Origin of the sequence: Pseudoalteromonas sp. APC 3250, assembly GCF_030407915.1 — a bacterium.
In the GTDB taxonomy this organism is placed as follows: Bacteria; Pseudomonadota; Gammaproteobacteria; order Enterobacterales; family Alteromonadaceae; genus Pseudoalteromonas; species Pseudoalteromonas tetraodonis.
Window position 1 is genome coordinate 177193 of the sequence record NZ_JASDCM010000002.1, and the last position, 15230, is coordinate 192422.

The following is a 15230-nucleotide window of genomic DNA, read 5'->3' on the forward strand; positions in this document are numbered from 1 at the left end:
CAGAGAGCGGTTTTATTAACCGATCTCTGGGATTTTAGCTACAAGGCGTAAAGAAGAAGTAAGCTCTTCCATTTGTAACCAAGGTTTAAGCCAAGCAACAGCGTTATAAGCACCAGGTTGTCCTGGGATCTCTTTTACAGATACTTTCGCATCAGCAAGAGGGTAACGTGCTCTAATATCTTGACCACCGCCCTCTGTCGCATTTACATAAGACAGAATCCAACGGTTTAACCATGATTCAACGTCTTCGGCTTCCATAAAGCTACCAATTTTATCGCGCGCCATTACTTTAAGGTAATGAGCAAAACGAGAAGTCGCCATTAAGTAAGGTAAGCGTGCTGAAATGGCAGCATTAGCGGTTGCATCAGGTGTTGAGTAGATTTTTGGTTTTTGACAGCTTTGGCCACCAAAGAAAACAGCATAATCAGTGTTTTTATAGTGACATAAAGGCAAGAAACCTAACTGGCTTAGCTCGGCCTCACGACGGTCTGTAATGCCAATTTCTGTTGGACATTTAAGATCTGGATCGCCATCATCACTTGTAAATATGTGCGTTGGTAAGCCTTCTACTTTACCACCACCCTCTGCGCCACGAATAGCAGTACAGAAACCATATTGAGAAAAAGCAGCGGTCATGTTTGTTGCCATAGCGTATGCGGCATTACTCCAACAGTAATCACTATTATCAGTGCTGACTGAACGGCCATCTTTCGCTTCAACTTCAAATTCTTCGTAGTTAAATTCTTCAACTGGTTTTGACGCTGCACCATAAGGTAAACGCGAAAGGAAACGCGGCATAGTAAGTGATACAAAGCGTGAATCATCGCTGTCTCTAAATGAACGCCATTTAGTGTATTCTAGTGATTCAAACACTTTTTCTAAATCACGTGGCTTAGTTAATTCTTCCCAATTATCAAAGCCAAATAACGACGGTGATGATGCGGCAATAAATGGACAGAAACCAGCGGCTGCAACATTAGACATTAAACTTAATGTTTCAACATCTTCTGGGTGATTCGTAAATTCAAAGTCACCTACAATCGTGCCATACGGTTCACCACCTGGGGTACCAAATTCTGACTCATATATTTTCTTAAAGGTTTGGCTTTGATCAAACTCAACAGCTTTACTTAAGTCTTTATGCAGCTCTTTCTTTTTCATGTTTAAAACACGAATTTTTAATGTTGAGCTAGTTTCAGAATTCATCACTAAGTGATGTAATCCGCGCCATGAGCCTTCAAGTTTTTGAAACTCATCCGTGTGCATTACGACACTTAACTGCTTTGAGATTTTTTGATCGATTAATTGAATTGCTTCATTAAACGTCACAGTCATGTTTTTGTTCCATTGAACTGTGCCTTTTAATGCTTCTTCAGTTAACGTTTTCAGTAACTCTTCAGCACGGCTTGACTCTGTTTGTTTAGTCGCACCAATTGCTTGCTCTAAAAGTGAAGAACTAACTTCTGCTACTGATTCTGATTCTGTTGCTAATTGTTCAGTGCTCATTTATCAGTCTCCTCTAAGTTAAGTTCTTTCGCCATCGAATCTAAGCTTGCTGTATTACTTAAAACTTCTTCTAGTACGTTTTCAAGTTCTTCTGAGCGGTCAATCTTCGTCATTAAGTCACGAAGCTTGTTACGCGTTTCCATCAATTTGCGTAACGGCTCTACTTGATTTACAACGGCTGCAGGCTCGAAATCGTCAATCGATTTGAAGTTCAAGTTAACTTCAAACTGAGAACCATCATCCGTTAATGTGTTGTCTACTTTTAAACGTAGAGATGGGTTCATACGCTTTAAAACATCATTAAAGTTATCACGATCAATTTGAATAAAACGTCTATCTTTTAGTGGCTTAAGCGCTTCTGTATTATCACCAGAAAAATCGCCCATTACACCCACTACAAAGGGTAATTCTTTTTTTACTGCCGCGCCCTCAGTTTCCACATCATAAGTGATATGTACTCTAGGTTTACGAACTCGTTTTAACTTATCATGGATACTCATTGAGAACTCCTTTTACTATGTTTCAGTTTCGCTGATCTTAATGCCAGACAACTTAAAGTATCCAGTCCTAGCATCACTATCTGTAATTAACTCATTTAATAACTCAGGTAGCGATAATTCGCTCCATCGAATAACTTGTTCTATCGTATAAGACATCGGTGAATGAGGTTCAGTCTTTCTGAAAAAAGTCGCAATTTCTTGAAGTTTTTTAATTGCGTTTTCTCTTGAATTAATCTCATCACTGCTAAGCTTTTTAGGTTGCTCTGAGTCAGCTTGAATCGCATCCTCAACGAGTTCCTCTTCAGGCTCAGCGTTAGCTTTATCTAGTGCAGTTTGCGCTGCTTCAAGCTTATCTGCTGCTACGTGTTTTACCGCCGCTAAGCTCACTTCTAATGCTTGTTTGATGTTAGACGTCGGTTGTGGCTCACCTGTCACCTCATCCATAACTTCGCTCAAGGCAGCAAACTGCTCTATCGCATCTTCAATATCGTTTTTTAAAGACACAAAAAATTCGGTACTGGTCTCAGCGGCACTTTTTTCTAATTGCTCAAAATCAACTGCGCCTTGGGCTATTTTCTTTTCGCGCTTTTCATCATTTAAACGCGAAATATCATACCCTTGCTGATACTCCCAAAAAGAAAAAGGATCCATACTGACACTGTCTGTCATATAAATGCTTTTTATTGGGATGATCAACGTGCCTTCACCGGCTGTACCATTTAAGCCAACTAAGGCAGACACTTTGTCTGAAATTTCATCACCGTCATCAAGTGTTGGATAAAGGGATTCAAAATGGTGTTCAAGCAAATACTTGGCAACGCGAAAACCAAACGCTATTCCTTTAAACCCGTGAACGCGGCATAAACCTTCAATTAGCCATGCAAGGTATTCAATATCCTTGCTTTCGCTTTTAACTGCCTCACTGCATTGTTCAAGTAATGGCAGCCAATCTCGCGAAAGTGAAGCAATTCCCTCTTCATCGACTAAGGCATTTCTTTCAGCCGCACGAAGTTGGTTTCTTAAATCTTTTAAGGCATAGTAAGTAGACGTTGGAGAGACGTCTGAGCGCGGATCAATACCTGCAAACTCAGCATCTGAAATAGGGGAAATATACTCTTCAAATAAAAACATTCCATTGTCCTAAATATTATCCATGTGCTCTAAGAAGCAAAGCGGAAATTATATTACATTCTTTAAATTAAATTACAAGCCTTGACGCTATTATGCCGATAAGCTGGCTAATGTTATTTTATAAATAATTGAAATAACAGTTTTTTTGTTCCTGATTTATTTACAACTTTTTTTCTTGATTATACTAAAACGGGCTTAATCAGCTACTTAGTGAACAATGGAATCGTTGCCTCATCTTGCAAATTGCAAGATTGTATCGATTGATTGGCATCCACATCATCATATTTTACTAAAATACAGGTCACGTTATCTTTGGCTCCTCTGACTAACGAAGAATGCATTAACGCCATTCCTGAATCAATAATACTAGAGGGCTCTAATGACAAACATATTTCTTCATCTGATAACTCGCCAGTAAGACCATCTGAGCACAGTAAAAATATATCGCCTGTGTTTATATCCCCTTCAACAATATCAACTTTTACTTCATCCATTACTCCTACGGCACGGGTAATTACATTAGATAGTGGATGATTTTTAGCTTCTTCAACAGAAATCATTCCTTCATCTATTAAGTCGTTAACTTGGCTATGATCTCTAGAAACTTGAGTCAACTTACTATTGCGCAACAAATAAGCTCTGCTGTCGCCAACCCATAAAATGTAATAGCGCTCATTTTTAACAAACAAAGCTGTCACCGTGCTGCCCGCTGTTTTGTTGCTTAAGTATTGCGCGCTATATTCAGTTAATTGTTTATTTGCATCTTCAATGGCTTTAACAATGTCACTGACGTTTAAATCTTCTAGTTTAAACTTTTCAACATGGGTTCTTATAACATCAACAACTAATTGGCTGGCAACTTCACCCGCTTCATGTCCTCCCATACCATCAGCTACTACCCATAAATTATGGCTGTTAATTTCTACATGCGCGTCTTCGTTAAGTTGCCTAACAGCACCTCGGTGGGTAATGGCATAACTTGAGCTTAAATTATTAATCACTATTTTTTACCTGTGTAAAATTCCATTCCCAATGTTTCCATCGTCCATCTAGCATAGCGGCCACTTGATTTACAGGCGGTAGAGCCGAAGTGATCAACACCATAGGCTTAATATTGCATGAGCCATGAGTCCACCAAACACTGTAATCACCATACTTTTTATATAAAATGGCATGCATGGTATCTTGTAAAATGTGATCACTTAATTCGGTACCAGAAAACTCCAATGCTGTAGCCTGTTTATTCTTATCTAGCGAGTTTGCAAAACTAACTTGCTTTTTAGTTGAAGTAATTTCGCTCAAAGTATTAGCTAACTCTTTACGCCAAGAAAATAAATCAACGGAGCCATCAAGTACTTTGAGTACTGCATCTTCGTACTCCAACGAAAAAACACCAGAATGAAGCACATCGACAGGAGCAATATGTGTTGTTCGCGTTACCGTGAGAGGATAATGCCTCCCCACAGCATCCATACTTGGCAATAACGTGCCCATAACGCCAGTATCACCCACAATATTTGGGCTTAAGGCAAAATGCCAAACGGGACCTGTTAAATAGTTTTCTTGCCAAACATCACCAAGCTGTTCTTTACTTACAGCAATGGCAGCCTGAAGCCATTGCTCCCAATGCTCTGAAAACTCTTTAGTAACATTATCTTGAACAAAGTCGCCTAAACAAGGGACTTTGCCAAGATAACCAATATCTACAATCGGGTCGGACATGAGAACTTCTCTACACTGCTATTCCAAAAAGGATGCCTGATTGAACTCGGCAATAATTCTACTTTTGCATTGTTACCCATTAGTGAGAAATGCAGCTCTAAGTCTTCTCGCGTTTTACTTCGCTTTTCACTCAGTTCATCTAACATTCTGTATAGTGACCACTCACCTTGGTAGGTGGTGTTAATTGAACGCCCACCATTTGGTGGAGTAAACACCACTCGAGTTTTGCTTTGACCACTTGCACCAGGCCAAACAAAATTGGTCACCTTAAGCGGACCATGACGATAAATCATAGATTGGCCATCAATTTCAATCATGAAGCTTGAGACCGTTTTATCTAATTTAAAGGTACGCAAGCCAAACTCAATTCTTGGAGTATTACTACCACGGTCAAAAAATGCGGTTTGAATTTTGTAAGCATGCTCGAACATTTTTAACGTGTTGTTGCTAATACCAATATCTTTTTCAAACTTCCAAGGGGTTGAACTCATGTCCACACTCGGGGCTACGTAGCTATTGAAAAAGTTGTCTATGGTGCCATTAGGACCAAAGAAGCGGGTAAAGTCTTTAATGCTGACTTCTTTTTCAGCCTGCGGAGCAAATGGGTAACGGCCCACAATCGCCGCGTTATACTCGCGTAAAACTTTACTTTTCCAAATTTCATTTAGATGCCTGTTAGCACTATTTTTGGTTATGTTGCTAGTATCTCTACTAATATCCAGTAACCAACTATTAAATGGATAAGGTAAGTCGCTGCTTTGATACTCTAATTGGCGAATAAAGCTAGGTTTGCTCTTACCGCTTATTTGATCTTTAATGGAGTACTTAAGCTGATCGCCTCTATCAAGCTTGGTTAAATAAATATTTAACTCTCTTAAATTTTTCTGAATATTATCAAGTTGCTGAACATCAATATCAATAATATCTTCAAAGGCTTCTTCTACTTGGTAACCTGGTAGATCAATTTCAAATTTTGGAGCTTCATCAGGTAAAAAGCGCTTGATTCGATTTGCTTTAGTTTGCATAGCGACTTTAGCGGCATTGGCTGCCACATCACCAGCTACTTTTTGATTTTCAGATACTGGTAGTTTAGTAAGCTGAACATTCTTTTTCACCGCATTGATGATATTTTTAATCGGTGCTTCAGAGCCTGCTAGCACATCAGTAATATTGACGCCTTCAGCGGGTGAGCTGTATTGATTAAGACTCAAGTCATCTAAAAATGACTGCCAATAATAAATGTAATCTTGGAAATAGCGCTGCTCTAGTTTCTTCTCTATCTCCGCTTTAGAAATATCGTAAGTTCCTGAGGCTTCTTGCCCGTAAACCCAGCTACTAGCCATTAAGTTGCCAAGCATTTTTCCTTTTTCAATATTAAAAATGCCATGAAAACCATTAAAAGTGTATAACCCTGGAATGCTTCGCGTTAAGTCGCCGTTATTACGAAAAGTAAACTTTTGTGCACTTTCAAAGCTAATAATATCGGTTAGTCTGAAAGGCGGAATACTACTATCAAGAAAATCAGCTTGAAGACGCTGGTATGCTCTTTCCGCAATCGGTAGTTTAGTTAACTCTGCACGTGCAACTCGCACAGCTTGGTTATCTATTTCGGTTTGCGTGATTCCCTCATTGAGTAAAGCTGAAATATGATTCATTAACTCACCACGCGTTTGCATATTCATATCACCGGGTAAGTTTCTGTCTAAATAAGCACTGAACCACACCACAATATCTTCACTTTCAAAGTATTCAGGTTTAAACAACATTAAGTAACACTTTAGCGTTTCATATAAATAGCTTAAGTGTTCTGGATGCGCTTCCATTTCCTTAATTAAAGTATTAGCAACAAATGGCTCTAAATACGTTTGTAAAGAACGCTTGTAAGCATTAGTAGAAGATTCTTTAATTTCGGTTAACTTATTAAAACCAACTGATGAAGCATCCTCAGGGTTAATGAGCTCAGAGTTAGTAGCAGGTAGATTTCTCAGTGCATTTAGTCTGTCGTTCAACACCAATAAATTATTTCTATCAAACGAAGAGGCATCGAGCTCTTGGTAAGTAGTAATTGCCTCATCGGTGGCGTCTATTAAGTTGCTATTCCATGCAAAACTAAAGTACCACGAAACTGAAAAACCTAATAAAGCAACACACGCAGCTGAAATACTTGCAACGCGAAGCCATTTATTTTGCTTATCATGATGTTTGTTAGTGCTTGCTAAGTTTTGCTCAGGAAAAATAACACTTTCTAAAACATTCTTAATAAAGAAACTTTTAGATTGATTTATGTAATCTGTTTTCCCTGCGCTCGCATCATTTAAAAAGCTTGACGGTGTCCCTTCTTGCGTCGCACTGGTTAAGTACACCCCTCTGAACATGGGTAATTCTTCATAGGCATTGGGGGTGAAAATTTCTTTTAAAAAGTCATCACCTACGCCCTGCAATACCCGTAACTGTCGAGGGAATTCAAAAATTTTGGCACGGATAGCTTCGTTACGCTCGTTAATAAGCCGACGATTTAACATCTCCGTAAGCTTAGAAATTAAAGCATGGAACTCTTTATTGAACGCATCTACCTGAGTATCTTTATCTAAATCAAGTTCAAAGGTAATTCCCCAAACCTGCTCACATTCTTCTTCAGTTAGCTCAGCAAAAAACTCTCTAAAGCCTTCAATTAAATCAACTTTAGAAAAAATAACATAAACAGGAAATGTCATCCCTAGTTGGTTTTGTAGTTCTTGAAGACGCTGTTTTATAGCACGAGCATGTAGGTTTCGCTCAGTTTTGGTCTGGCTCATTAGCTCAGAAATACCCATGCTGATCATCACGCCATTAATAGGACGTAACGGGCGATGCTTTCTTAATAACCCTAAAAAACCTTCCCATGCTCTTGAGTCATGTTTTGCGTGGCTACTTTGTGTTGTGTAACGCCCTGCGGTATCAATTAATACCGCTTTATTGGTAAACCACCAGTCACAATTACGCGTACCGCCTACACCATGAACTAAGTCAACGCCTAGCTTATCTTTTAATGGATAATCGAGGCCTGAGTTATGAATAACCGTTGTTTTACCTGCACCCGGAGGGCCAATCATAATATACCAAGGTAACTGGTATATATTTTTACCTTTAAATAGCTTTACATCTTTTAGTAAATCTATAGCTTCATTCATTCTCGTTTTAAGAGTAGTAATTTCTTCGTTTACTTCACTACTATTGGCATCATTGTTATCAATTAACTCATCCGCCATTTTTTCATCGCGCTTATTTTGCTGCATAAGACGATAAATTTTGGTCACTGAAAAAACTAATAATACCAATAAAATAGTTAATAATCGTGATGCTACACCTGCAAGCGGTACATAGTCTGCCACTGCGATTAAAGGGCCACCAAACCAAATTAATAATGATAAGGCTAAAAAGCCGATAATTAATATAGCGGTTCGTGATGTTAGCGCGTAGGTTATTTTTTTAAATTTTTGTGAGAAACTCATTGCAGCCTCATTAAAATAATAGATCGATTTCAATTCGTCGGTTTAATGACCGAGAAGCTGAATCTGAATTGCTGGCGATAGGCTCTGCAGCGCCCTTTCCTTCTGGCCATAAACGACCGCTTAAGTTGGTACTTTTAGCCATTAAATTAGCAACCTGTGTTGCTCTGGCTAAAGAAAGATGCCAATTAGAAGGATACTTATCTGTACTAATTGGTAAGTCATCTGTGTGGCCCGTTATAAGCACTCGCCCTTTAGTTCCCTCTAAGCTTAACGCTAACTTTTCTAAAATAGGCTGAAATGATGGAAGTAGTTGAGAATCCCCTTGTTTAAACAAATTTTCACTGTTTATCGTTATGCGGATCCCATCGGAATTTTTTGCAACAGCAACAATCCCCATTTTAATTTCTGTTTGTAGTAACTGTTCAAGTACACGCAGCTGCTGATCTTTTTTATCAACCGTTTGATTAACAGCTAACGGATGAATGCCCGCTAGTTTTTCATTAATCGCAAAAACATCGTTATTTAGCTTCATATTTATTGATAGATAAATCATCAATAATATCAGCCCCAGCACAGAAAATATGACCCACAGTGGCACTTGATTTCTTAGTTCAACACCTGCAGCAACTCTTTGTTGCCAGTTTGGAGATAGTTTATTATTAATCGGGCCATCAAGCTGATTGAGTAAATGATAAAGCTGTGAACGATACTCTTCGACTTTTGTATCGCCGCCGGCATCTAATCGATATTTCCCTTTAAAGCCTAAGTTTAAACAGTGGTATTGCAACTCCAAAAACTGTTTGTTTTTTTCAGGTTGCCCTAACCCGGCATCAAGTAGAGTATAAAAATATTCACCACCAAAGGTTTCTTTGTGAAAAGTCGACAGCAGACTTTCATCAGCCCACTCCATTGAGCTCCACTTTGAATTCAATACAGACTCATCAAGAATAGCGCATAGGCAATAGCGTGAATTATTAATCACTTCTTTTGATAGGTGCTGGTTACGGACTTCCACTTCAAAACGCTTTATAGCCTCAACACAGCGGTGTTTGAGCGCTGCTAGATTGCTCATTTCAAGCGATTGATTTATGGATATCACAAGAGAAAAGCAATCTGTTGCCGCTTCTAACAAGGGATTTTTAAAAATTGATACCTTATTATTGCTCATCGGCTTTGCAGAGGGTGGCTCAACCGACATAACGGTTTTATCAGCATCATTTTGCGCTGCACCACTGCTTGGGGTATTTCGCCCTAGTCGGCCAGGGCGTGGTTTTATAATGGTTTCGTCCATTGAAACTCTTCCTTTTAAAAAGTTAAGTTCTAATAGCCCAAAGGCTTAATTGGAGTTCTGGGTAACTTCCTGAGAGGTGGATAGCAATTCCTCCGCTGGAGCGCAGTTTTTCCCAATGTTCACCATGGCGATTTAATTCAAAATAATGAAAACCAGCATGGTAAGGGATCTGTCTTGGCGCTGTTGGCAAGTTACTAATTGTAATACCTGGGATCTGGTTGTTAACAAGATCACGAATGGTTTCAACGCTGCCAATTTTAATTTGCGAAGGTAGAATTTTTCTCAACTCTTCATGCGGAACGCTTGCTTTAATTGCTAAAACAAACTGCGCTGAATTTAAAATAGATTTATCTTTTAAGGCACCAAACGAAATACCAAACTTACTTTGTTCAAGCTTAATTTCAGTCGCGGTTTGCTCAATTACATGGCTTAATGATTGGTATAAAAAGTTAACCACTTCACTAAACACTTGCCCTAAATTTGTGTGATCATAATTAGGTAATTTAGGCACTCTTTTATTAGCCGTGCTAAAGGTTGATAACTCACCTGCCAGTTCAATTAAGCGGCTATAAAACACGTTCGGATGTAAACTATTAACGCTGAGCAAATTATTAAATATCGCGTCATATTTATTTAGTGTTTGCAGCATTATAAAATCTGCAACTGACGTACTACCCGCATAACCTTGGCACAACCTAGCAGCAATGCTTTCAGCGCGTTGCTTTATCATTGAGCCAATTTCTCTCACTAGCCCCGATAAAGGTTTACACTGCCCTACTTTTAAAGAGGGAGGAATGTACTTTGCATCTAACTTTATTTGCCCTTCGCTGCTCACATCCACTATTCGTGCTAAAGGCAACACGATATACCCTGAATGATCATCAGAAGACAGCATCAACTTACTGTATACTTTTGCAACTTGAATTATTTCTTGAGACTGCGCTCCCAATAAGTCATCACTCACTGCCAAATCGTTAAGCTTATAGCGAGTAACCATATTATCGTCAGTTGACGATATATTAACGCCACTATTTTTTAGCGCAGGAATAGCCAAATAAACAACTTCGTCAAACACATCTTTATTAACCACTAAAGGCTCAGGTAAAGAGGTTGACTGAGGCATATCAATTGGCAGTAGATCCGGGGTAATTGCAGTTAATGAATCCACAGCGAATTGACCACTGTTAAGTAATTCATTATCAATACTAATATCTATTATTCCCCATGGATCAGCAAGGTTTCCACTGCATACTTGCTTAATCACATTTGAAATATATTTATCTGATTGCTGAAAGTGCTGAGGTCTTAAAAACATCCCCTCAGTCCAAGCAACACGAGTGTTATCACTCATTTTAAAAATCCTTTTTTATTGCTCTCTCATATATGTAGCAATCGCTTCTACATTTACATTGATGTCGTCATAACCGGTGGGGTCAACTTCAATAACCGCTCTCCACCTTGCTTGGTCTATATTTCTGTAAGCAACAACAACCCCAACATAACGAGTATTACGATTAAGGCTCATTTTATATTGCTGTACTGAATCAGGCTGAAGCTCTAACTCATCCTTTTTTAATAAATCAGGGCCTAATATCTTTTCTGGCGTATCGTATAAACTAAAAAAATCCTGCGTGTCAAAAATTGTTCTTGAGCTCAACTCAAAAATTTTCATCACCACCGGAGAAGGGCGTTCTGATGTATCCGGATTAACATTTTTAGATACATTGATGATCAGATCTGTAGAAGGAGGTACGATTTTATTCATCGTAGTACATCCCAGTACCAAAAATAGTAAACTAAAACTCATTAAATAGAGCTTAACTTTATGCATTATTTACTTTCCTTTCTAGAGCGTTTCTTTGATTCGATCGTTATATGCTTTTAAAAAATCATCAGACATAGCTATAGCGCCTTTCGCGTTAACTTCCTGAGAAATATCATCATATAAACTTTGATATAACTTCCAGCATTTAGACTCTATTTGGCCTGGAATAATTTTTAACACGTTAGAATTATCGTTTGCCTGTTGATTAATTTGCACGGGAGAAACTTGCGATAACATCCCTTTGAGCACGCCATCTGCACCAGCGAGCAGTGCTTGCTCGTGCTTGCGTGTATCTACAAAGCTTTCTTTAATAGATTCATTCGAAGACAGAAAGCTTGCACTATTTTTTATGAACAAGTTCTGAATAACATCATCAATATTGGCAGAAAACTTCAATGGGTTGTTCTGTTCGGTCTGAAACATTGTATGGTTCAGTCTTAATTTGTTCTTTACAATCGCGCGTTGGCGTAAAGATTCCATGAGCTCTGTCAGTAATAAACTTAAGCCCTGCCCCATCTCAAACCACAGCTTTTCATTATCTAGAGCACTTTTAAGCTCATCCTTAATCCCCAATCCGTTTAAAAAGGCATCACAAAACACTTTATCATTTTGAGCAAAGCTTTTTACAGGCGCTGTTTGTTTTACAGCTTGCTGCTCAGCATTATAACGTTTAGTCGGTGCGCTTTCTTTTATTGGAGCTGGAGTGTCAACTGGCGCTGAAGAATTCACTTCGTCATTACCAAGATCAAACTCATCGGTATTCATAAGGCGAGTTAGTTCATCCCAATCTTCTGGAATATGATTATCCACTGTTGCTTGTTGTGAAATTACAGATACCGCAGGCATAGACTCATTCATAATTGAATCATTGAATAACGGCGCAGACTCTGCAGTTTGACTGCTATGTGAAGCAAATGTATTTGCTTGTTGAGAACTGTTTGAAGTAATAGGATTACTAATATCTGCGTGTGGCTCATCAGCTAAACTAACATCAACCTGAAAATCACCAATAGTTAAGACATCACTATCTGACAAACGTTGTTTATTACCTTGACCTAAAGGCGCCACTGCAAAATTAATAAACAAACCATTGGTTGAATTATCGTATATATAAAAAGAATCGCCTTCTTTTTCAATTCTACCGTGCTTACTGGAGATAATTTTTTCAGGATCGGGGAGATGCCAATCGCATCCCTCAGAACGGCCAAAAGTGAGTGAATCTTTTACCGTTTTGGTAGCTTCGATTTCAGGCGAAAGTCTGTGATAACTAGTGATGTTTAGTATCAGTTCCATTTGATAAGTCAGTCCCTATAGCATTATTGTGAACAGGATAAAGTAGAAGCGAAACTATTGTCAACATTGAAATTAACACAGGAAAATGTCGCATTGTAGATTTTGTCTCTAAAACAATACGCCCTATATACTCATCGACGGCGTTTGTTACTTTTCTTTTTAATGCTTTTTAACTAGGCCAAAAATAAACACTTTAGAGACATCTTCTGGCTTTAAACCGACTTTTTCAATTCACTATAAAGCGAGTTCACCGGCAACAATATGCTATTCAGGCATTGCTATAATTGTATATTTTTGTAAAATACATGCTTATATCAGAGGGAAAATTGATAGGTAAGTAGAGATTATTTACCTTTATAATTATTTAACTAAACACAATAAAAGGATTTTTTAATGAGCAATATTAATGATAACAACGATAAAACTCAGATTGCTTCTCTAGACTCCAGCACAAAAAAAACATCAAGCATCCATAAACAAAACCTCCTCGGCAAAAAGATATCCGATCGCTACCTAATTGAAGAGCTCATCGGGCAAGGTGGAATGTGTTACATATATCGTGCGCGAGATACCTTTTTAGAAAACAGCGGTCGCTCTGAAGCATCGGTCGCTATAAAAGTGCTCCAAGAAGAGTTTTCCAACTCTGAAGAAGCTATTTCATTATTGAAAGATGAAACAGCAAAAACACAACAACTTGCTCACCCTAGTATTGTAAAAGTGTACTCAGCAGACTCTGATGGCGATTTATATTATGTCACTATGGAGCTCATTGAGGGAGAAACTCTAGAACAAATTATTAAGCGAAATAAACCATCAGGTTTAGCGTTTAAAAAAGCGAAAATTATTTTAGAGCAATTAACTGACGCCCTTATATATGCCCACTCACGTGGCGTAATACATAATGATCTTAAGCCTTCGAATATTATTTTTGACTCTAATGGTAACCTCAAAGTGCTTGATTTTGGTATTGCTAAACACAAAAGTTTGGACGACCAATATGCTGTTAAAAACGAAAGTGAGTTTGCAACCATTGGTGGTTATACTCCAACGTATGCTAGCCCTGAGCAGCTAAAAGGCGGCGAAGCATCCATTAAAGATGATGTATTTTCATTTGCCTGTATTGCTTATGAGCTTCTAAGCAGTAAGCACCCATTTAACCGCATTGCTGCAGATAAAGTTCCTAAAAATACTACTGTAAAAAAACCAAGTAATTGCCCTCTCCTTTTATGGAAAAATTTACATAAAGCATTATCTTTAAGCGCCAGCCAAAGACTCGATTCACTAGAACAAATTTCAAAAACGCTAAAAGTAAACTTAAAACCCGCTATTTTTGCCAGTGTGGCTAGTGTGGCAATTATTGCCTTAATCACTCAAAATTATTTTTCAAGCTCAGATAATACCAAGCAATTACAGGCACAACTTGATAACGCCAAGGCAATCAACCAACAAGTGGAAGCATGGATGTCTTGGCAAGGCCCTACTATTTTAAACAAGCTAGAACAAATTCCGCCACAGTATGAGGTGCTTAAACAAGGATTACTCAGATCAAATCAGCAAAGTATATTAGATAGCTTTAATGATGAAGCAAGCCAGTTTAATAATATTGCGGGCCGTAAATTTAAAGATTTTGATAAAATAATAGCGGTCTATTCTAATGCACTGAACTACTATCCCGATTCAGAAAAGCTTTCGATGCAATTAGAAAGTGTATTGAGGGAGCGCCAATCAATTATTTTTGATATTACCGCGAGAATAGATTTATTACTCGAACAATCACGCTACAACGAAGACCAGCCCAATAGTATTGCTCATCTCGTTAAAGATCTAAAAGAAGTAGATAAAACTTACCGTTATCAACCAACGGATCTGCATCTTGATAACTTTACTGTTGCGTTAAACACAGCCATAGAAAGCGATGATGTCATCACACAAAAAGTACTTTTAAATGTGGGTAAAATTGTATTTTCAAATAACAAAAAAGCAGAAGAGCTTCTTGCTAATTTAATGAAGCGTGAGTCTGCAATTAATGCACTAACCGCATACCAACAAAAGATTAATTTAGGCGAACAAGCTGAGTTTCCTCGTGCCGATGCGGTCGTTTTTTATGGTCCAAAGTTTCAACGCTTTTCTGCACAATTAGAAACTATTGAAGATCATAAAGCTTTAATGGAATTTGAAGAGTTTATTAAATCCGAATCGACAGCACTACCCAACGATTTTTCTCTTTTAGTATCGCTTAGAAAAGAATTATCGAGACGTTACATTAGTACAGCGAACGATTTAATGAAAAAAAGAATGTATAAAGCAGCTGAACGTTTGGTTGAAAAAAGTGAGGCCATCACGCAATCGTTAGACAATATGCTTTAAACAACTCTTATTTATTGCTCAAAAATAACACAGATATAATTGAATATAGATTAGTTAGCTATTAGACTAACCCAAAATATACATAATAAAGTCAAGGACGACGA

General features: G+C 38.1%; 11 protein-coding genes. 1 reads left to right on the forward strand and 10 read right to left on the reverse strand.

Annotation, left to right across the window (positions count from 1 at the left end):
* Nucleotides 1-15: 15 nt before the first annotated feature.
* The 10 genes from tssC to tagH form a co-directional block, all read right to left on the reverse strand.
* The gene (gene tssC / locus QL986_RS03205) at nt 16-1506 is read right to left on the reverse strand and encodes a type VI secretion system contractile sheath large subunit (protein ID WP_013462966.1); all 1491 of its coding nucleotides are present in this window, start codon (nt 1504-1506) and stop codon (nt 16-18) included.
* Nucleotides 1503-2006, reverse strand: coding sequence for a type VI secretion system contractile sheath small subunit (tssB, locus tag QL986_RS03210; RefSeq protein ID WP_036955223.1), 504 nt, complete (start codon nt 2004-2006; stop codon nt 1503-1505). The genes tssC and tssB overlap by 4 nt, the downstream gene beginning before the upstream one ends.
* A gap of 15 nt (nt 2007-2021) precedes the next feature.
* Complete coding sequence (gene tssA, locus QL986_RS03215; RefSeq protein ID WP_024602746.1) at nt 2022-3137, reverse strand: type VI secretion system protein TssA; 1116 nt, start codon at nt 3135-3137, stop codon at nt 2022-2024.
* Nucleotides 3138-3340: 203 nt separating this feature from the next.
* Nucleotides 3341-4138, reverse strand: a complete 798-nt coding sequence (locus QL986_RS03220; RefSeq protein ID WP_013462964.1) for a protein phosphatase 2C domain-containing protein — start codon at nt 4136-4138, stop codon at nt 3341-3343.
* Nucleotides 4131-4859 (reverse strand): type VI secretion system-associated protein TagF, encoded by a 729-nt coding sequence (tagF, locus tag QL986_RS03225; protein ID WP_013462963.1) that lies wholly within the window; start codon nt 4857-4859, stop codon nt 4131-4133. The genes QL986_RS03220 and tagF overlap by 8 nt, the downstream gene beginning before the upstream one ends.
* Nucleotides 4841-8350, reverse strand: coding sequence for a type VI secretion system membrane subunit TssM (gene tssM, locus QL986_RS03230; protein ID WP_016900102.1), 3510 nt, complete (start codon nt 8348-8350; stop codon nt 4841-4843). The genes tagF and tssM overlap by 19 nt, the downstream gene beginning before the upstream one ends.
* A 10-nt stretch (nt 8351-8360) precedes the next feature.
* Nucleotides 8361-9641 carry a type VI secretion system protein TssL, long form gene (tssL, locus tag QL986_RS03235; protein ID WP_013462961.1) on the reverse strand — a complete coding sequence of 427 codons (1281 nt, stop codon included), beginning with the start codon at nt 9639-9641 and terminating at the stop codon, nt 8361-8363.
* A gap of 22 nt (nt 9642-9663) precedes the next feature.
* Complete coding sequence (tssK, locus tag QL986_RS03240; RefSeq protein WP_036955230.1) at nt 9664-10992, reverse strand: type VI secretion system baseplate subunit TssK; 1329 nt, start codon at nt 10990-10992, stop codon at nt 9664-9666.
* Between the two features lie 15 nt (nt 10993-11007).
* Entirely contained in the window at nt 11008-11472 is a 465-nt protein-coding gene (gene tssJ / locus QL986_RS03245) for a type VI secretion system lipoprotein TssJ (protein WP_013462959.1), read from the reverse strand.
* A gap of 15 nt (nt 11473-11487) precedes the next feature.
* Entirely contained in the window at nt 11488-12759 is a 1272-nt protein-coding gene (gene tagH / locus QL986_RS03250) for a type VI secretion system-associated FHA domain protein TagH (protein ID WP_290191170.1), read from the reverse strand.
* Nucleotides 12760-13152: 393 nt separating this feature from the next.
* Between tagH and QL986_RS03255 the strand changes: the two genes are divergently transcribed.
* A complete protein-coding gene (locus QL986_RS03255) occupies nt 13153-15126 on the forward strand; it encodes a serine/threonine-protein kinase (RefSeq protein ID WP_028834241.1) in 1974 nt (657 codons plus the stop codon).
* Nucleotides 15127-15230 lie beyond the last annotated feature (104 nt).